The 17,715-nt window shown below is 40.4% G+C and carries 19 protein-coding genes and 1 pseudogene; all 20 read left to right on the top strand.

What is annotated here, in order from left to right; all coding sequences use genetic code 11:
- Window positions 1-29 precede the first annotated feature (29 nt).
- A complete protein-coding gene (locus ABID27_RS07375) occupies window positions 30-1,010 on the top strand; it encodes an ABC-three component system protein (protein ID WP_354281301.1) in 981 nt (326 codons plus the stop codon).
- Complete coding sequence (locus ABID27_RS07370; RefSeq protein ID WP_047205507.1) at window positions 994-1,467, top strand: hypothetical protein; 474 nt, start codon at window positions 994-996, stop codon at window positions 1,465-1,467. Before ABID27_RS07375 ends, ABID27_RS07370 begins: the two co-directional genes overlap by 17 nt.
- Window positions 1,468-3,351, top strand: a complete 1,884-nt coding sequence (locus tag ABID27_RS07365; protein WP_354281298.1) for an AAA family ATPase — start codon at window positions 1,468-1,470, stop codon at window positions 3,349-3,351. It begins immediately after the preceding gene.
- Window positions 3,352-4,090: 739 nt separating this feature from the next.
- Window positions 4,091-4,288: a hypothetical protein gene (locus tag ABID27_RS07360; RefSeq protein ID WP_354281296.1), complete on the top strand. Its 198-nt coding sequence runs from the start codon at window positions 4,091-4,093 to the stop codon at window positions 4,286-4,288.
- Window positions 4,278-4,601, top strand: a complete 324-nt coding sequence (locus ABID27_RS07355; RefSeq protein WP_253365537.1) for an RHS repeat-associated core domain-containing protein — start codon at window positions 4,278-4,280, stop codon at window positions 4,599-4,601. The genes ABID27_RS07360 and ABID27_RS07355 overlap by 11 nt, the downstream gene beginning before the upstream one ends.
- A gap of 60 nt (window positions 4,602-4,661) precedes the next feature.
- Entirely contained in the window at window positions 4,662-5,087 is a 426-nt protein-coding gene (locus ABID27_RS07350) for a hypothetical protein (RefSeq protein ID WP_253365538.1), read from the top strand.
- A 47-nt stretch (window positions 5,088-5,134) separates the two neighbouring features.
- Window positions 5,135-5,554 (top strand): polymorphic toxin type 44 domain-containing protein, encoded by a 420-nt coding sequence (locus ABID27_RS07345; protein WP_354281294.1) that lies wholly within the window; start codon window positions 5,135-5,137, stop codon window positions 5,552-5,554.
- Window positions 5,547-6,017: a hypothetical protein gene (locus ABID27_RS07340; RefSeq protein WP_253365542.1), complete on the top strand. Its 471-nt coding sequence runs from the start codon at window positions 5,547-5,549 to the stop codon at window positions 6,015-6,017. The genes ABID27_RS07345 and ABID27_RS07340 overlap by 8 nt, the downstream gene beginning before the upstream one ends.
- 503 nt (window positions 6,018-6,520) lie before the next feature.
- Complete coding sequence (locus ABID27_RS07335; RefSeq protein ID WP_354281291.1) at window positions 6,521-7,132, top strand: hypothetical protein; 612 nt, start codon at window positions 6,521-6,523, stop codon at window positions 7,130-7,132.
- 354 nt (window positions 7,133-7,486) lie between these two features.
- A complete protein-coding gene (locus tag ABID27_RS07330; protein WP_354281289.1) occupies window positions 7,487-8,368 on the top strand; it encodes a substrate-binding domain-containing protein in 882 nt (293 codons plus the stop codon).
- 14 nt (window positions 8,369-8,382) lie between these two features.
- A complete protein-coding gene (pstC, locus tag ABID27_RS07325; protein WP_354281287.1) occupies window positions 8,383-9,228 on the top strand; it encodes a phosphate ABC transporter permease subunit PstC in 846 nt (281 codons plus the stop codon).
- 1 nt (window position 9,229) lies between these two features.
- Window positions 9,230-10,108: a phosphate ABC transporter permease PstA gene (pstA, locus tag ABID27_RS07320; protein WP_253365553.1), complete on the top strand. Its 879-nt coding sequence runs from the start codon at window positions 9,230-9,232 to the stop codon at window positions 10,106-10,108.
- The gene (gene pstB / locus ABID27_RS07315) at window positions 10,101-10,850 is read left to right on the top strand and encodes a phosphate ABC transporter ATP-binding protein PstB (RefSeq protein ID WP_253365555.1); all 750 of its coding nucleotides are present in this window, start codon (window positions 10,101-10,103) and stop codon (window positions 10,848-10,850) included. The genes pstA and pstB overlap by 8 nt, the downstream gene beginning before the upstream one ends.
- Window positions 10,847-11,503, top strand: a complete 657-nt coding sequence (phoU, locus tag ABID27_RS07310; RefSeq protein ID WP_354281285.1) for a phosphate signaling complex protein PhoU — start codon at window positions 10,847-10,849, stop codon at window positions 11,501-11,503. Before pstB ends, phoU begins: the two co-directional genes overlap by 4 nt.
- Window positions 11,503-12,180, top strand: a complete 678-nt coding sequence (locus ABID27_RS07305; RefSeq protein ID WP_354281283.1) for a winged helix-turn-helix domain-containing protein — start codon at window positions 11,503-11,505, stop codon at window positions 12,178-12,180. Before phoU ends, ABID27_RS07305 begins: the two co-directional genes overlap by 1 nt.
- Complete coding sequence (locus tag ABID27_RS07300) at window positions 12,173-13,825, top strand: sensor histidine kinase (protein ID WP_354281281.1); 1,653 nt, start codon at window positions 12,173-12,175, stop codon at window positions 13,823-13,825. Before ABID27_RS07305 ends, ABID27_RS07300 begins: the two co-directional genes overlap by 8 nt.
- A gap of 130 nt (window positions 13,826-13,955) precedes the next feature.
- Window positions 13,956-14,438, top strand: a complete 483-nt coding sequence (locus ABID27_RS07295) for a YkgJ family cysteine cluster protein (protein ID WP_354281279.1) — start codon at window positions 13,956-13,958, stop codon at window positions 14,436-14,438.
- A 71-nt stretch (window positions 14,439-14,509) separates the two neighbouring features.
- Window positions 14,510-15,481: a metal ABC transporter solute-binding protein, Zn/Mn family gene (locus tag ABID27_RS07290; RefSeq protein ID WP_435533071.1), complete on the top strand. Its 972-nt coding sequence runs from the start codon at window positions 14,510-14,512 to the stop codon at window positions 15,479-15,481.
- Between the two features lie 3 nt (window positions 15,482-15,484).
- A pseudogene (locus tag ABID27_RS10210) lies at window positions 15,485-16,504 on the top strand (pneumococcal-type histidine triad protein); the annotation flags it as partial.
- Entirely contained in the window at window positions 16,487-17,632 is a 1,146-nt protein-coding gene (locus ABID27_RS10205) for a pneumococcal-type histidine triad protein (RefSeq protein WP_435533074.1), read from the top strand. The pseudogene ABID27_RS10210 and the gene ABID27_RS10205, both read left to right, overlap by 18 nt.
- Window positions 17,633-17,715 lie beyond the last annotated feature (83 nt).

The following is a 17,715-nucleotide window of genomic DNA, read 5'->3' as shown; positions in this document are numbered from 1 at the left end:
ATTTTTAGAAGAATTAGTAGGAGAGCAATATGGAATATGATTTCAAATATTTAGTCGGCAAGTATGGGGAAGTAGGGGCAAGGGAGAAATTTGAAAAGATATGCATTGAAATATTTCAAGCAAAATTTGGCCCGAAGGCTAAAGAAGCTGCGGTTTCGCAAGGAGATGATGGAATTGATATATTAGTAGGCGAATTAACTGATAGGCCACTGGTTTATCAATGTAAATTTTTTATTAACGGAGTAGGAGAATCTCAGAAACAACAAATTAGGGAATCGTTTAAAACAGTAATTAGTAAGCATCCGAATATTTCTTCATGGTATTTGTGTGTACCAGTAGGATTAAACATACAAGAACTACAATGGTGGTCAACATGGAAAAGTAAAACGAAGGCTCAGCATAAAATAAAGATAGAATTATGTGATGGGGCATTTCTATTGAAAGAATTTAAAAAATGTAGTGGTTATAACTCAACATTTGATGATGATATCAGAAATGATTTGGAGCAGGTTAGAATTTTTCTTGAAGATGCCAATAAAAGGGTATATGAAGAAGTTTTATATGGTGAAGATGATATAGATGATATTTCATCTATGTACAATGATACGGTATTTATTTCGATGTTGAAAAGTGCACAAATTATAGAAGTTGAGGACTTTAAGATTGATTTTTACAATGCAGAAATTGCTAAACATGAGGCACGTAGTAAAGATGATATTAATGGAGAAAGACAATATGCAAACTTAAGAAAGAAAATATACTCAATTTGGCAGACCCAATACCGACAGCATAAACACTTTAGTGACGGGAATACCTTAATAGATAAAACTTATCTTAGAGTTGAGGACTTAGATTCTAGCACATTGGAAACTCAAATAAGTAGTTTTAATTTGTTAGCTAAAAAAGGTATCTTACATCAACTTGCTGATGATAAGAAGTTAGGATGGGTTGATAATTATCTAGAAGTTCTGGATAGATATATGGAGGCAAATAATGATAGAGATAATTGATGGTATAAGCTTTCAAGAATACTGTTTGACTCGAAATAGGGTTGCAGTATTGTTAAATTTTTTGGGAAAAGAGCACAAGAAGGATACAAATAAGGATAAGTTAATTATCGGTGATTTCTTTCTAAAATTTCCAGAGTTAACATCGAGCGAAATAGAGTTACGTAAATTTGATACAAAGTTTTCATATTTCCATTGGAAACCTAATTATAAGTTATATAATGCAGTTCTAGCTGATTTGTCAGCTAGGGGGATTATCACTCTCAATCCTGTAAATAATAGGTATTTAGTTACGGATAGGGGAAATGCATTCGTTGTAGATTTATTTAGTGAAGAAGATATAAATTGGGATGCAATACAGAATTCGTGTGAGTTTATAGTTGCTCAAGTTTTAAGTAAATCTTTATCGTCTGGTCAGGCTATGATACAGGATAGATTGAATAAAATACGGAGGAGTTAGATGAAATTATTACTAAAAACACTTAGATTAGTCGGTGTAAGAAAAAACTATGAAATACATTTTCATAAAGGATTGAATTATATATCAGGTCCAACTTCGACGGGTAAGACAGCAATCCTAGAATTAATAGATTATGCTTTGGGAAAAGCTAAGCACAAAGCATATATTGAGATTGGAGAAAGTTGTACTGATGTGGAGCTAGAGTTTTATATATTGGAAAATTTATATAAAATTAAGAGACCACTGTCAGCGTTTAGCGAACCAGTCCTTTTGCAGGCTTATGATAATACCAAAAAACAATTTTCTCAAAATCGTATTTTGACGATTGATAATCCCTCAAAAGAAAATTCTTTGTCATACTTCTTGTTATCAAAGCTTAATTTAAACAATTTAACCGTTATGGGTGATAGCTTTAGTTTTAGAGACTTATTTAAATTTTCATATTTAAAACAAACAAAAATTGATAGTGAGAATATTCTAGACAGCCAGAATTGGGCTGGTAATCGAAAAGAAAAGGCGACTTTTGAAATCATTTTAGACATATATGATAATTTGCTGAGTGATTTACAAAAAAGTCTTAAAATTGAGCAAGAAGTATTAAAGGAAAAAAATATTAGATATGATGCTGTACATGGATTTCTAGAGAAGGCAGAGATTGAAAATTACGAAACCGTACAAAAGAAATCTTTTGAAATTGATTCTGAGATAGATAGTATTAACTCTAAACTTGAAAATTATAAACTTGATATTATAAGTGCAGAATTAGGAAATGATATTAACGATTTAGTGCTTCATATTGATGGGCAAAAAGAAGAATTGCGTGAGTTGAGAAATAAATTTTTAGAGCAGGAACAATATATACAAAAATTACAATTATTGGAGAATCAATACTTTGCTGATATAGAAAAGATTTCTGAACAATTAGCAGGTATTAAGGCTATTAATAAGTATGAGTATATTTATTGTCCAAATTGTTTGCAACCTTTATCTCTTCACGATGAATCGAATTGTTTGTTGTGTAACCAAAATATGAACAGTGTGATTATTGAGGTAGGAGAGTTAAGAAAAGAGAGAACAAAACTTACAAAAAAGAAAAACGAACTTCATAAATACATTGAATTGGAAGTGGAAAAAAGAGCGAGGTCGGAATCAGAAATTAGTAATCTACAGGATAATATCGACTTGAATGAAGAAAAATTGGATGGGCTGACTAGACAATATATTAGTCCACTTTCAACCGCAATTAGCTCATTGTCAATAAAAGTAGGGGAACTTTATGAATCTAAAAAAAATTTAAAAGAAAGTTTAAAGTTTATCGAAGAGCTTACTACTTTAGAAAAGTTGCTTTCTGAAAAAAGGATTGAGGTTGAAGGAATTAAGGATAAAATTGAAAAGCAGAAGAATAAAGTTGCTAAAGACAATAAATTAAGAAAATTAACGCAGATATTTTCAATTATTTTATCGTCTTTTGATTTTCCGAATCTGCATTTAGCGTATATAGAAGATAGGAGTTATTTACCCTATGTTAGAGGTGTAAAATATAGTGATTTAGGTAGTTTGGGTGCAGTAACACTGATAACAATGGCTTATTACCTATCAGTAATGATTTGTTCAGAAGAACAGGCTGGCAACCATATAGGATTATTAATGATTGATACACCTAGAAAAAATTTAGGCTCATCTTCAAAAAGTGCAGAATTTAGAGATGAGCGAATATATGAATCTATCATTAAATATTTTATAAAATTGGGACAAGAGCGTGAAAATGATTTTCAATTAATCGTCGTTAACAATGGCTATCCATCAATATTGCCTCAAGACTGTATAGTCAAAGAGTTTTCTTCGGATGGTTTAGATGGATTGATTGATGATTATGGTGTCTAGACTAGATAGAAAATGAGATAAAGTATCTCGGACTTAATTTTTAGGTGAACTATTATTAATGTAAAACCAATAATCACAATATTAGTATTTATTTTTCAAGTTTTGTATTCAGATATATAAATATGAGGAATAAATTAACAAAACAAAAACCGTTTTACTTCATCAAGTAAAGCGGTTTTTAGATTACAAAGAAGATACTGCCATTGTCTATTTTTGGTCTTATTGAGATAATTTTATTCGTTGTTGCTGTTTTTTAAAGAATCATAAAAGGCTTTAAATCAACGTTTTGAACGATTACAAGACTTTAAAAATCGTGGAACAAGTCTTGCATATTCATCATAAGATTTTCTAGATTCCTTTCGTATCAAGGGTTTAGACCTTGTTTGTAAATAGTAACTGCCTGATAGTGCCATTCGATACTTCAGGAGGGCTATTTCTCGTACATTAGACATTATATCATTTTTAGAAAATAACTCAATTCTAAGTAGCTCTTCATTAGTTTTTGGTGGAACACATCTGATACGATTGTTAGCATACCAAGAAAAGGCGATGAATTATGCAACAGAAGAAGTTGTAAGTAACCTATCTCCGTATGCTACAGTAAATAAAGATGTCAAGACACAGATAGCTGATGAAAAATACTACTTTCTTGGGAACACATGTTATACTATCATTAAATACCAAACATCTGTTAGAGGTGGCGAACCAACGGCGAATACCGTACAATATACATTAACTTATGATGAGTCAACTAATAAATTTAGTTCACTTAAGTCATATTAAGGAAGGTAATTCAATAATGGAGAATACTTATGTAAAAGACTTTACATCATCATATCTAATAAATGGTGAGGAAATTTTTGTAACAGCTCCAGCACGATTCTCTGCGATTACAGATGAGTTGCTAATCGATGAAGAATTAGGTGATGTACTATGATAGCAGCGCTGGAACCTTCTTGATCGAGGATTCCTACGCAGGGACACAACTAGACCCACTTAGCCAAAATCGCTATGCCTATGTAGAGAACAACCCTGTCAACTACACCGACCCTAGTGGGCATTTCTTAAAAGGGCTAATTAAGGGTGCTAAGAACCTTTATAACAAAGCAGTTAATGCAGTAAAGAGTGTTGTCAAATCAGTAGCAAAACCACTGGGTAATCTTGTGAAATCCGCCGTAAATATTGGAACAAATCTTGTTAAAGGAATTATCAACGCTCCTAAAGCCATAGTTAATTTTGCAAGTAAGTAATGGTATAATTTCCAACAAACCCCGCTCTATAAGTCAGCGAACAGTGCATACAATGGAGTGATGAATGGAATTTCAAGAGCCTATCAAACAGTTTCAAACGCATGGACGCTAGCTAAACAGGCAGGTCAATCTGTCTATGACTGGGGCAAATCTAAGACTAGAGAAAGCAAAAACATCGCTTATAATTGGACGAAAGCACTGGAAGAGACAATCCGCCATGTTTGTGAAGTAGCTGGTAGAGCAACTGACGGAACAACTGTTCACGCTAGTACAGTAACCTTTGAAGGCAATATTTCTATTGAGAAAGCTAGACTTGATAATTCTTTAGAAATAATCAAAGCAAGTTCTAAATCGGATAGTATCAGATCAGATGAAATCATCAAAGCATATGAGGATTATTTATATAATACTAATAAAGCTGCTTTTGATGAGTATTGGACTGTTAGAAAAAATCTAAAACTTGGAATATCGCAGAAAATCAAGTAGCTGCAGCTGCAGAAAGAAAACTTGGAGAAAAGCTACAAAAATCTGGTGTGAATATAAAAACTATCTTGCAACAAATGGGAGATGATATTTTATCTGTAAACTCTAATGCAGGATATATTCCATTCGTAGCAGGAAGTAAAATATCGGCAAGTATTCAGGATAATTATCAATTCTATAATTTAGTTAATACTGGACAGCCGTTAGACTTAAAGAATAGATCCTATAAATCAACAGAAGATGTAGGTTATTCAATTTGGAGTAGAGATTGGGGAAATAGTGTAAAAAATGACTATGCAGGAAATTATTTGTATGGTTATGTTGGGAAAGGCTATTTACATTCTTCAGATGATTATTTAAAGTTTGCCGCAGGAGCAGCTCAAGAGGTTTCAGATATTAAATCGCTTGGATTTTTCGAAGCAGATTGGAAAGCATTCAAAAGTTTTATGACAGGAAATTATTTTGAATAAATGGATTATCATTATAGGAATTTTAAGCATTATGTTGATGTTTTTTCTACAAATTAAACTGAACAAGTATCATTTAAAGCCAGATGAGGAACGACTAATTAGAATAAAAGGCAATACTCAATCTTTGGATGCTCTGATTGAAATCCAAGTAATAAGTTATCGCAACAGTGGAAGAATAAAGTTATCATACGGGCATAATTGGTATAATGCTAATGCAGATATTCACTATAATATAACTACTGCTCAGGTCGAAAAATGGGAGTATGATTCAGTCTTAGGGAAGAGTGCAGTAATGATTTTGCAGAATCCACTGGACGGTATTGCAGTAGACAAGGAAGGTATAAGCATAGATACTCCCAAAGATGTTACATTTAGCTTTCAATCTAAGAAAGACTTTACTATAAAAATTAAGAGTCTATCAGATAAGGATGTGTCAGTTGATGTTAATGTAGTATACAGGTAATCCCTATGCCTATAATGGAACTAGCAACTATGTGGAACAGAAGTACCAACAAACCCAACAACGAGCACAAGCAGAACAACATCGCCAGCAACATATCCGAGAGGACTACGCTCAAGCTACTGGTCTCAAGAAAACTCCTAAGACTCGTGAAGGAAAGAGTCTCTTCCGCAACTGGGGTAAAGCACTCAAAGATATGTATACCCACGTATGTAAGACGGGTAAACGTATTAAAAAGGCTACTGTAAAATTCTTGAAAAATGTTGACTGGAAGAAGGTTGGTGTCACTGCAGGAGCAATCGGTGTCGGTATTGCCCTTACAGTAGCAACAGGAGGTCTAGGCTCCTCTGTAGCTATGGCTATTGGTGGTGCGGCTACTGGAGCTATTGTCTTTGGCCATGATGCTTATTCATCTGGTCAATGTGACTGGTCACTAGCTGGCTCTACACTTAAAGGTGCCGGGATAGGAGCATTAGCTGGATTTATAGGAGGTCAATTTGTAGGGGTTGGTGCAAATGTTGCGACAAGTGCCACCGACTACTTCGTCAAGTTATGCGAACAATCAATATATAACTCCTGTACCAACAGTATTAACTCCGCTTCAAATTGCTCAGGCGAATGGGCAGTCTACTTATGATTGGGGCCAGTCTAAGACACGAGAAGCAGCTAATATCGCCCGCAACTGGACCAAGGCGCTTGAAGAAACAGTTCGCCATGTGTGTGATCCTAAGACGCTAAAGGGGAAAGATGTTTCTCACGATGCGGTTATCAAGGATTGGAAGATTGATGGTAGCCTCGTTAAGGAAGTCTACAAGCACCAAGATCATTATCATTTGGTGACAGAAGATGGAAAAGAGCACTTTATGTCTACAGATCCATCTTCTATGCTTGGCAATATCACAATCAAAGATTATTCAGAAATTGGGAATTCAAAATACCTAAATAAAGCGAACTATTCTGAACCATCCGATAAAGCATCAGTGGAGCCAAAAACAGAGCCAAAAGTTGAAGGCAAAACAGTTCAAGGTGAAATGCCAAAGGCAGAACCTAAACTTCTGCAGCATCTACTTCAGTTCAACCAGGAGTTGCAGCTGACACTCAGCCATCAACACAAGTAACTCCAGCAACAGGAAATAAGGAAGCGTCCGATGCCAAGAAGCAAGTAACTGCTATGCCATCACCTGCAGTTAAAACCAAAGGATTACCAAAAACAGGAGACTAACAAGGACGATTGGCCATTGTTTTAGGAAGTATTCTTCTAGGATTTAGCGTGTTAGTCGGTGTTAAAAAACGCCAAAAATAAAAGTAGTTAGTAAAAGTGAGATCAGTGATGGTCTTGCTTTTTTATTTTGCCGAGAATTTTTTGAGAGTTCAGGACACTTTTTTGATTTTACATAGATTTTACAAAAGTCTACAAATAGATTTGACATTTCTTGGGTATACTGAAGCTAATCAAAATAGAGGAGTTTGACATGAAAACATCTAAGAAAATTTTACTTTTGGCAGCGACTGGATTGATGGGACTGGGTATCTTGGCGGCTTGTTCGGGAGGCTCTTCATTTTCTGCCAGCGATACCATTAACGTGGTTTCGCGTGAGGAAGGTTCCGGTACGCGTGGGGCATTTATTGAATTGTTTGGCGTGGAAGAAAAGGATGCTAACGGTGAAAAAGTTGACAATACGTCTACCACAGCTATTGTGACCAACTCGACTTCTGTCATGTTGACAACTGTGGCTGAGGATGCGTCAGCGATTGGCTATGCTTCGCTTGGTTCATTGAATGATAGCGTAAAAGTGTTAAATATCGACGGTAAGACAGCTAGTGTGGCAGACATCAAGAATGGAACCTACAAGATTTCACGTCCATTTAATATCGTGACAAAAGAAGACAAGGTCAGCCAAGCAGCGCAAGATTTTATGGATTATATCTTGAGTACGGATGGCCAAAAGGTGGTGGAAACTGCTGGTTACATCCCGCTAGACAATGCAGCAGCTTACAAGTCAACAGCTTCATCGGGCAAGGTGGTGGTGGCAGGTTCTAGCTCGGTAACGCCTGTCATGGAAAAAATCAAGGAAGCTTACCAAAAAGTAAATACTAAGGTCGATGTGGAAATCCAACAAAGTGATTCATCAACAGGTATCACAAGTGCCATCGACGGCTCGGCAGACATCGGTATGGCTTCTCGTGAATTGAAAGACGGAGAATCTGGCAAAGGTGTCAAAGCAACTGTTATTGCCACAGACGGTATCGCTGTCGTGGTTAACAAGAAAAATAAAGTGAGTGATTTAACAACTGAACAGGTAAAAGAAATCTTCACTGGGAAGACAACGTCTTGGGCCGACTTATCAAAATAAGGTAAGAAGAATACATGAAACGAACAAAAGAAGATCTGATGCAAGCTGTGTTTTTCCTCACAGCTTGTGTTAGTGTCGTATCAGCAATTTTAATTTGTATCTTTCTCTTTGCAAGTGGTTTACCTGCCGTTATGAAAATTGGTTGGGGAGACTTTCTCTTGGGGAAGGTTTGGCGTCCGGGGAATAGCCTTTTCGGGATTTTTCCTATGATTGTGGGCTCGCTTTATGTGACAGCTGGTGCCTTGATTTTGGGTGGTCCAATCGGGATTTTGACAGCTGTATTTATGGCCTATTTTTGCCCGCCAGTTCTCTACAAGCCGCTGAAGTCAGCCATTAACTTGATGGCGGGGATTCCGTCTGTAGTCTATGGTTTCTTTGGGTTGGTCGTTCTTGTTCCCATGATTCGCCAGTCTTTGGGTGGCTTTGGTATGGGCGTCCTAGCGGCCTCGATTTTGCTTGGCATGATGATTTTGCCGACCATTATCAGTATCTCTGAGTCGTCTCTGAGGGCAGTTTCTGCTGCTTATTATGAGGGTGGGATTGCTCTTGGAGCCTCCCACGAGCGGAGCGTCTTTTTTGCGGTAGTCCCAGCGGCTAAGCGGGGGATTTTGGCATCAATCGTTCTTGGTACAGGGCGCGCGATTGGGGAAACCATGGCGGTCATCATGGTAGCTGGAAATCAAGCTATCTTGCCGCAATCATTGACCTCTGGCGTCCGCACCTTGACCACCAATATCGTTATGGAAATGGGCTATTCATCTGGTCTTCACCGGCAGGCTCTTATCGGGACAGCGGTTGTCCTGTTTGTCTTTATCTTGTTGATCAATATCAGCTTTTCAGCGCTTCAGAAGGAGGGGTAAGATGGAAAATATCAATCAACGAACTCCCAAGCAGTATTGGGAGTCTCTTAAAAGAGATCCACTCTCTTTCTTCTTATTTACCATTGTCTATCTAGCTGCTTTTCTGAGTGTGCTGACTATTGCCTTCGTCGTGGTTTATATCTTGGTCAAGGGGGTGCCGCATATCAATGCTAGCCTTTTTGCCTGGACCTATGACACGAAAAATGTATCGCTGCTACCGGCCTTTATCAATACTGTTTTTATGATTGTTTTGACCATGCTGGTAGCCGTTCCCTTGGGGATTGGTGGGTCTATCTACCTGACTGAATATGCTCGACGGGACAATCCTTATCTGAAAATCATACGGATAGCCACGGAGACACTGGCAGGTATCCCGTCAATCATCTACGGCTTATTTGGCGCGCTTTTCTTTGTCAAATACACGCATTTGGGGCTTTCCTTACTATCGGGTTCCTTGACTTTGAGCATTATGATCTTGCCCTTGATTATGCGGACGACCGAAGAAGCGCTCTTGTCGGTACCTGATTCGTATCGGGAAGGGGCTTTTGCTCTTGGTACTGGAAAGTTGCGTACCATTTTTCGAATTGTTTTGCCGAGTGCGGTCTCGGGGATATTTTCAGGAATTATCTTGGCGGTTGGCCGGATTATCGGTGAGTCGGCGGCCTTGATCTTTACAGCGGGGACAGTCGCTAAGGTAGCCCAGTCTGTCTTTAGTTCGACTCGGACCTTGGCAGTTCATATGTATGCTATCTCGGGAGAAGGGTTGTATGTCAATCAGACTTATGCCACAGCAGTTGTTTTATTGGTCTTGGTCATGGTGGTGAATTTTGTGTCAGGCCGAGTTGCCAAGCATTTAGGAAGTGAGTCAAATAGTGAGTAAATTAGCGATTAAGAATATGGATTTGTATTACGGAGATTTTCATGCTCTTAAAAATATCAATCTCGACATCGAAGAAAAAGAAATTACAGCCTTTATCGGACCGTCAGGTTGCGGAAAATCCACTCTTTTGAAGAGTCTCAACCGCATGAATGACCTAGTGAAAAATTGCAAAATCACTGGAGAAATCACGGTGGAAGGTCAGGACGTTTATCGGGAGTTAGACATCAATCAATTGCGTAAAAAAGTGGGAATGGTCTTCCAAAAAGCAAATCCATTTCCCATGAGCATCTACGATAATGTGGCATTTGGACCGAGAACACATGGTATCCATGCCAAGGTGGAGTTGGATGCCATTGTCGAACGTTCGCTGAGACAGGCTGCTCTCTGGGATGAGGTCAAAGATCGTCTGCACAAGTCAGCTTTAGGCATGTCGGGCGGGCAGCAGCAGCGTCTATGCATTGCGCGTGCATTGGCTATTGAACCAGACATTCTCTTGATGGATGAGCCGACCAGTGCCCTAGACCCGATTTCAACAGCTAAAATCGAAGATTTGGTCATGGAGCTCAAGAAGAACTACACTATCGTGATTGTCACCCACAATATGCAACAGGCTGTGCGGATTTCAGACAAGACTGCCTTTTTCTTAATGGGTGAGGTGGTGGAGTACAATAAAACCAGCCAACTCTTTTCATTGCCGCAGGATGAGCGCACAGAAAACTATATCACGGGGAGATTCGGATGATTCGTTCAAAATTTACCAATCAGCTTAATGACTTGAATAAAGAAATTATTTTTATGGGAGCCTTGTGCGAGGATATTATTGGGAAATCTCTGGCTCCTCTGACAGATGGTCAAGAGCTATCGCTGGAGGGCATTTCAGAAACCTATCATAAGATTGAAGAAATGGAGCGGGATATTGAAGAAAAATGTCTCAAACTCTTGTTGCGTCAGCAGCCAGTTGCCAAGGACTTACGCCGGATTTCTTCTGCCTTGAAGATGGTCTATGATATGAAACGGATTGGTGCCCAGTCCTATGAAATTGCAGAAATCATTAGCTTGGGTCATATTGTCCAAGGTACTGGACCAGAACGGCAGCAGCTAGACCACATGTCCAAAAACGTGATTGAAATGCTGACCAAGAGTATCGATGCCTTTATCTACGGAACCGAGGATCAAGCCCACCAAGTTATTCAGCAAGATAAGACAGTTAATCAGGAATTTGATACAATAAAGAAGCAGTTAGTTTTATCTTTTTCAGTACCAGATGTAGAAGGGGAATACCCGATTGACGTCTTGATGGTTGCAAAATACTTGGAACGTATCGGAGACCACGCCGTCAATATTGCTAAATGGGTACTGTTTTCAATCACAGGACACCTAGACGGAGAAGCGTAATGATATATTGTGTGGAAGATGATGCAGATATTCGTGAAATGATGCTCTATACCCTAGAAATGGCCGGTTTTATAGCTAGAGGTTTTTCAAATGGTGAGGATTTTTGGCAAGCTCTTGACCAGGAGAAACCTGAGCTTGTCTTGCTCGATATTATGCTACCTGGTGATGACGGCTTGACCATTCTTGACAAGCTACGAAGCAAGCGTCAGACAGAGATGATTCCTGTCCTGATGACGACGGCAAAAGGGAGCGAGTACGATAAGGTCAAAGGCTTGGACTTGGGAGCAGATGACTACTTGGTCAAGCCATTTGGCATGATGGAAATGATTTCGCGCATCAAGGCAGTACTTCGAAGAAGCCAGAAAAGTGATCAGAAAGACCACATCCTTATCGGCAATCTTGACCTAGATACCAGCAATTACTTGGTCAAGCGCGGCACGGAAAAAATTCAGCTGACCTTGAAAGAATTTGACTTGTTGGCACTCTTTTTCCGCCATCCTAATCGCGTCTTTACCCGCCAGGAACTCTTGGACAAGGTCTGGGGCGAGCAATTTCTGGGTGAGACGAGAACGGTTGATGTCCACATTGGCACGTTGAGAACCAAGCTAGGCGATGACGGCCACTTGATTGCGACCGTGCGCGGTGTTGGCTATCGTTTGGAGGAAGACCATGATTAAAAAGATTTTTCGGACGACTCTATCCGCCAGCCTCGGCATGGTCTTTGTGACCATATTATTGCTCCTCGGATTTCTCTATAATTACTTCAGTCAAATCCAAAGAGAACAGCTACGGACCCAGACGGCTCTGGCGGCGCAAGGAATTGCCTTTGAGGGCAAGGATTTCTTTGAAAATCTCAAAACATCTAGCGTGCGGATAACCTGGGTGGACAATAGTGGTCAGGTCCTGTATGATACCCAGTCGAATGCCAAGTCCATGCCAAATCATGCCAACCGCGAAGAGATTAAAGAAGCGCTGAAAGATGGTTACAGTGAAAGTACTCGCTGGTCTTCGACCTTGACAGAAAAATCCATTTACGCGGCGCAGCGTCTCCCTAACGGCACTGTTGTCCGCCTATCTGTAGCCCAGCAAACGATTTTCGTTCTCTTGTTGGGAATGGTATCGCCCATTCTCTTCATTGTCCTATTGTCTGTGGGGCTGTCGGTCTTTATTGCCCGGTATATTTCCAAAAAAGTCTCTCAGCCGCTCAATAATCTGGACTTGGAACACCCGCTTTCAAACGACAGCTATGAAGAAATCACGCCTCTGTTGAGACGGATTGATAGCCACCAAAGCGAGATTCGTCAGCAAAAATCCATGCTTCAACGGCAACAAAAGGAATTTGACACCATTATCGCAAAAATCAAAGAAAGCATGGTTCTCCTAGACGACCAGGCAAGGATTGTCAGTATCAATGCGGAAGCCCGCCGCCTCTTCCATGTGGAGGGCGAGTGGCAGGGACGCTTGATGCTGGAAATCAGTCGTGACCTGACCCTGACCTCCTTGATTGACCAAGGACTTGCAGGGAAAAAGCGCGAAGGGGTCATCGCGATTGAGCAAAGTCAGTACAAGGTGCTGGTGAGACCGACCAAGGATGGTGCCACTGTAACTGGTTTGGTGATTTTGCTCTTTGATGTCACGGATCAACTACACTTGGAAGAATTGCAGCGGGAATTCACCGCCAATGTTTCCCACGAATTAAAAACACCTCTTCATGTTATTTCGGGCTATTCAGAATTGCTGGCCAATGGAATGGTACCGAGTGAAGAAGTACCTAAGTTTGCCACGAAAATTCATACAGAGTCTGACCGCTTGGTCAAATTGGTAGAAGACATCATCAATCTGTCTCAACTGGATGAGCAATATGAATTTCCAATGGAAGAAGTCAATCTCTACCAGCTTACTGAGTCGGTGATAGAGGATTTGCAGCTAAAAGCTCAGAAAAAAGATGTTTCACTTGTCTTGAAGGGAGAAGATGCCCTTCTCCGTGGAAATCCTGTCTTGCTTCATTCTTTGGTTTATAACTTGTGCGACAATGCCATCATTTACAACAAAGAGCACGGCAGTGTTGAAGTGACTGTGGCAAATCTGCCGCATGAGATTAGCCTGACTGTGGCAGATACGGGGATTGGGATTGCTTCGGATGATCAAGAGCGGATTTTCGAACGCTTTTATCGAGTGGACAAGAGCCGTTCAAAAGTAGTCGGAGGAACCGGCCTAGGTTTGTCTATCGTTAAAAAAGCGCTAGCCTTTCATAATGGTCGCCTGAATCTATCTAGCTCCATCGGAAAAGGAACAATCATGGCAGTCCTATTCAAAAAATAAATCCTACAGTCGAGTTTTCGGACTCGATTGTGTTTTTTATCTCATGAAAATAGTGGTTGATCGACCAAGGGATTTCTTTCTACCTATTTTTTGTTATAATAGTTTCCATACTAGATAGAGGAGATTGGATATGGATTTGGAAAGATATCGGGCCTTGGCCGAGCAAAAGCAGGGAGAGCACCGCAAGTTTTTGGCGAGTTTGAAGAAGAAGGCACCGAAAAATTTGGACAAGATTGTCCAGCAAGTACATACGGAAGTCTTCAATGAAATTGATTGTATCAAGTGTGCAAATTGCTGTAAAACTCTAGGCCCCTTGTTTACAGAGGCGGATATTCAGCGGATTTCCAAGCATTTCCGGATGAAATTATCACCCTTTGAGGAGATGTACCTCAAAGTGGACGAAGATGGGGACAAGATTTTCAAGTCCATGCCTTGCCCGTTTCTGGGAGAGGATAATCTCTGCTCAATCTATGATGTTCGTCCAAAGGCCTGTCGGGAATTTCCCCACACAGACCGCAAGAAAATTTATCAAATCAACCATTTAACCATCAAGAATACATTGACCTGTCCAGCGGCTTATTTATTCGTAGAAAAGCTGAAAGATCGGATTTAACCACCTTGTAAATGCAAGGTTTTTTATTTTTTCGCCAGAAAACGATTTTTGCTTGCCAGTCAGTTTTTCAAATGGTATACTATCGAATAGTTAACTGGTTAATTATATTTTTTATAAATAAGGAGGATATTGTGAAAAGATTAGTCGGTAGTTTGTTGGTTTTCCTGTCGGTGCTGACCTTGTTTGGCTGCGGTAAGCCCAAGGTGGAAGAAAATAAAGGAATGAAAATTGTCACTAGTTTCTACCCTATCTATGCCATGACAAAGGAGGTGTCAGGGGAGTTAAACGACGTGCGCATGATTCAATCTGGGCAAGGAATTCATTCATTTGAGCCGTCTGTGACGGATATTCAGGCCATTTATGATGCGGATGTCTTTTTCTATCATTCTCACATTTTAGAATCCTGGGCTGGGCGTCTGAATCCTTCCACTCAACACTCAAAAGTCAAGATGATTGAGGCGTCAAAAGGGATTGACTTAGAGCGAGTAGCAGGTTTAGAAGATGTTCAAGCGGGTGCGGGTATGGATGAGTCGACACTTTACGATCCTCATAGTTGGCTTGATCCGGTTTTGGTGAGCCAAGAAGTTGCCATCATTGCCAATCAATTATCAGAACTTGATCCGAAAAATGCAACAACCTACCACAAAAATGCAGACAAGATGACAAAAGAGTTAGAACAGCTAACAGATAAATACAAAAAGAAATTTGCAGCCTGCAAATGGAAGAGTTTTGTAACTCAGCACACGGCATTTGCTTATACAGCCAAGCGATTTGGGTTGGAGCAATTAGGGATTGCAGGGGTGTCTGAAGAGGAGCCAAGTCCACGTCAGCTCGCTGAAATAAAAGAATTTATCGAGCGTTACAAGGTGAAGACCATTTTTGTAGAACACGGGGTATCGGATAAGCTAGCCAAGACCTTGAAGACATCGACCAATGTGAAGTTGAAGGTCTTGCAACCTCTTGAAGCAGACCCAGCAAATGAGAAAAGTTTTATTGAGAATTTAGATGCAAATTTAGCTGTTCTAGCCAAAGATTTAGAATAGGAGATGCCGATGAAAAAACACTATATTTATGGTTCTGTTGTAGCGATTATTTTGAGCTTTGCGGGTTACCAGGCGGGACATTACCAGGCAAAAGCGGAGATAGGAGCTAGTCAGAAAGTTGCGTATATAGATGGAAAGGCAGAAAAAACAAAAGCTCTGGCCAATAAGGAAAAAACGCCAGACGAAATCAGTGACGAAGAAGGCATTCACGCAGAGCAAATCGTTGTAAAAATCACGGACAAGGGCTACGTCACATCTCACGGAGACCATTTCCATTTCTTCAACGGGAAAGTGCCCTACGATGCGATTATCAGTGAAGAATTGATTATGAAAGACCCACATTACGTCTTCAAATCTTCTGACGTCATCAACGAAGTGAGAGATGGCTACATTATCAAAGTGGATGGAGCTTATTACCTCTATCTGAAGCCGGGTAGCAAGAAAGTCAATATCCGTACAAAGGCTCAGATTGAAGCAGAGCAGAAAAAATGGGGTGGACATAGTCGTGCATTATCTGGTCAAGCCTCGGCTAGTCAGTTGGCGTCTGCAGCGGCACAAGGACGCTATACTACGGATGATGGATATGTCTTTAGCCCGACAGACATCATCGATGACTTTGGAGATGCCTTTTTAGTACCGCATGGGGACCATTTCCATTACATCCCTAAAAAGGACTTGTCACCAGCAGAACTGCAAGCAGCTCAGGCTTATTGGGACCAAAAGCAAGGCAAATCAAGCGGAAATTCGTCCGTCAGCTACGGAGTTCCTAGCAACAGTTGGACAGGTTATGATGCGCCTCGTCATCAAGTAAGTCCTCTTAGTCAACCAAGCCATTCAGCTGGAAATTGGCGCGAATTACTTCGCCAATTATACAATCTCCCACGCAATCAACGTCATGTAGAGCCAGACGGTCTCGTTTTTGACCCTGCACAAATCACGCGTCGGGTTCCGCAAGGAGTCGTGGTACCGCACGGCAATCACTACCATATGATTCCTTATTCACAGATGAGCCCGTTGGAACAAGAAATTGTCCGTAGTATTCCTATTGGGGCAAATGTGAGTGGCTTCCACGAACCAGAAAGGGTGAATCCACCGCAACAGAAGCCGCAACCACAACCAATTGCCCATCAACCTCAACCCGCGCAACCAAGTCCGAAACCGATTGTTTCGGAGGAGCATCATGGTGGCAAGCATGTGACCTATTTTACCCCTATAGCAGAGCGTCCTGGTAAGCCAAATTCAAAAATTATCTATAGCCCAGAAGAAGTGGCCGCTGCAAAGGCAGCAGGTAAATATGCAACGTCAGACGGCTATATCTTTGATGCGAAAGATATCAAAGAGGATTTGGGAGAGGCTTATATTATCCCTCACATGACGCATGAGCACTGGGTTCCTAAGGAAGATTTGTCACCCGCAGAACGCAAGGCGGCTGAGGAATTCTTGGCTGGAAAATCAACAGAAAAAACTGTCGATAAACCAGTAGAAAAGCCAGTAGAAAAACCTGCAGAATCTGCTGAACCAACGAATCCACTGGCAAATCTTTCTGCCAAAGAGCTGTATGAGCGCGTAGCACCAGCTAAGATTGTTCCAGTTGAAAAGATGAGCTACAATGCAGCTTATGCGGTCAAAGTATCGGACGATTACATCATCATTCCGCATACAGACCATTACCACAACCTCAAGTTTAGCTGGTTTGATGAAAAGTTGTATACTGCGCCAGATGGTTATACTTTAGAGCAATTCTTTGCGACGATTAAGTACTACATTGCCCACCCTGACGAATTGCCTGCCAAAGACGGATGGGGCCACAGTAGTGACTATGGACATGGTAGCAACGCTAGCGACCCTGAAACCAATAATTTTTCCCCATCTGAGGAGCCAGCAGACAAGGAAGATGGCGCTGATGAAGACAACACTGAAGAAGGTGCCAAGGTAACTGGTCCGGAAATGGATGCTCTGGAAGAACGATTGTGGGCGTCTTTGAAAGTAGCTGAAGAGATGGCAGATGCAACGGTGAAAGAAAAAATTTCCGATGCAGTGGATGCCCTCTTTGACCGCCAAAATGACTTGAAAGTCGGTGGTGAAGATAGCATTGCCAAAATCAATGCAGATTTAGATACCCTTTGCAAGCAATACAATTTTAAAGCATAAAAGAAAGTGAGGCTAGACAGTGATTTAGCCTCGTTTTTCTTGAATTCGGCGCTAGACTCTGTTAGAATAGAGAGAATGAATTT

Source organism: Streptococcus gallinaceus, from assembly GCF_040545695.1.
Taxonomy (GTDB): Bacteria; Bacillota; Bacilli; order Lactobacillales; family Streptococcaceae; genus Streptococcus; species Streptococcus gallinaceus.
This window is presented reverse-complemented; position numbering and strand designations above follow the sequence as displayed.

Coding starts and splice junctions, on each gene's coding strand:
- ABID27_RS07370 (WP_047205507.1), top strand. CDS start 994: ATGATAGAGATAATTGATGGTATAAGCTTTCAAGAATACTGTTTGACT.
- ABID27_RS07295 (WP_354281279.1), top strand. CDS start 13,956: ATGGATTTGGAAAGATATCGGGCCTTGGCCGAGCAAAAGCAGGGAGAG.
- ABID27_RS07375 (WP_354281301.1), top strand. CDS start 30: ATGGAATATGATTTCAAATATTTAGTCGGCAAGTATGGGGAAGTAGGG.
- ABID27_RS10205 (WP_435533074.1), top strand. CDS start 16,487: ATGAGCCCGTTGGAACAAGAAATTGTCCGTAGTATTCCTATTGGGGCA.
- pstC (WP_354281287.1), top strand. CDS start 8,383: ATGAAACGAACAAAAGAAGATCTGATGCAAGCTGTGTTTTTCCTCACA.
- phoU (WP_354281285.1), top strand. CDS start 10,847: ATGATTCGTTCAAAATTTACCAATCAGCTTAATGACTTGAATAAAGAA.
- ABID27_RS07365 (WP_354281298.1), top strand. CDS start 1,468: ATGAAATTATTACTAAAAACACTTAGATTAGTCGGTGTAAGAAAAAAC.
- ABID27_RS07290 (WP_435533071.1), top strand. CDS start 14,510: ATGGTATACTATCGAATAGTTAACTGGTTAATTATATTTTTTATAAAT.
- ABID27_RS07305 (WP_354281283.1), top strand. CDS start 11,503: ATGATATATTGTGTGGAAGATGATGCAGATATTCGTGAAATGATGCTC.
- pstA (WP_253365553.1), top strand. CDS start 9,230: ATGGAAAATATCAATCAACGAACTCCCAAGCAGTATTGGGAGTCTCTT.
- ABID27_RS07330 (WP_354281289.1), top strand. CDS start 7,487: ATGAAAACATCTAAGAAAATTTTACTTTTGGCAGCGACTGGATTGATG.
- ABID27_RS07355 (WP_253365537.1), top strand. CDS start 4,278: ATGTACTATGATAGCAGCGCTGGAACCTTCTTGATCGAGGATTCCTAC.
- ABID27_RS07360 (WP_354281296.1), top strand. CDS start 4,091: ATGATGAGTCAACTAATAAATTTAGTTCACTTAAGTCATATTAAGGAA.
- ABID27_RS07300 (WP_354281281.1), top strand. CDS start 12,173: ATGATTAAAAAGATTTTTCGGACGACTCTATCCGCCAGCCTCGGCATG.
- ABID27_RS07350 (WP_253365538.1), top strand. CDS start 4,662: ATGAATGGAATTTCAAGAGCCTATCAAACAGTTTCAAACGCATGGACG.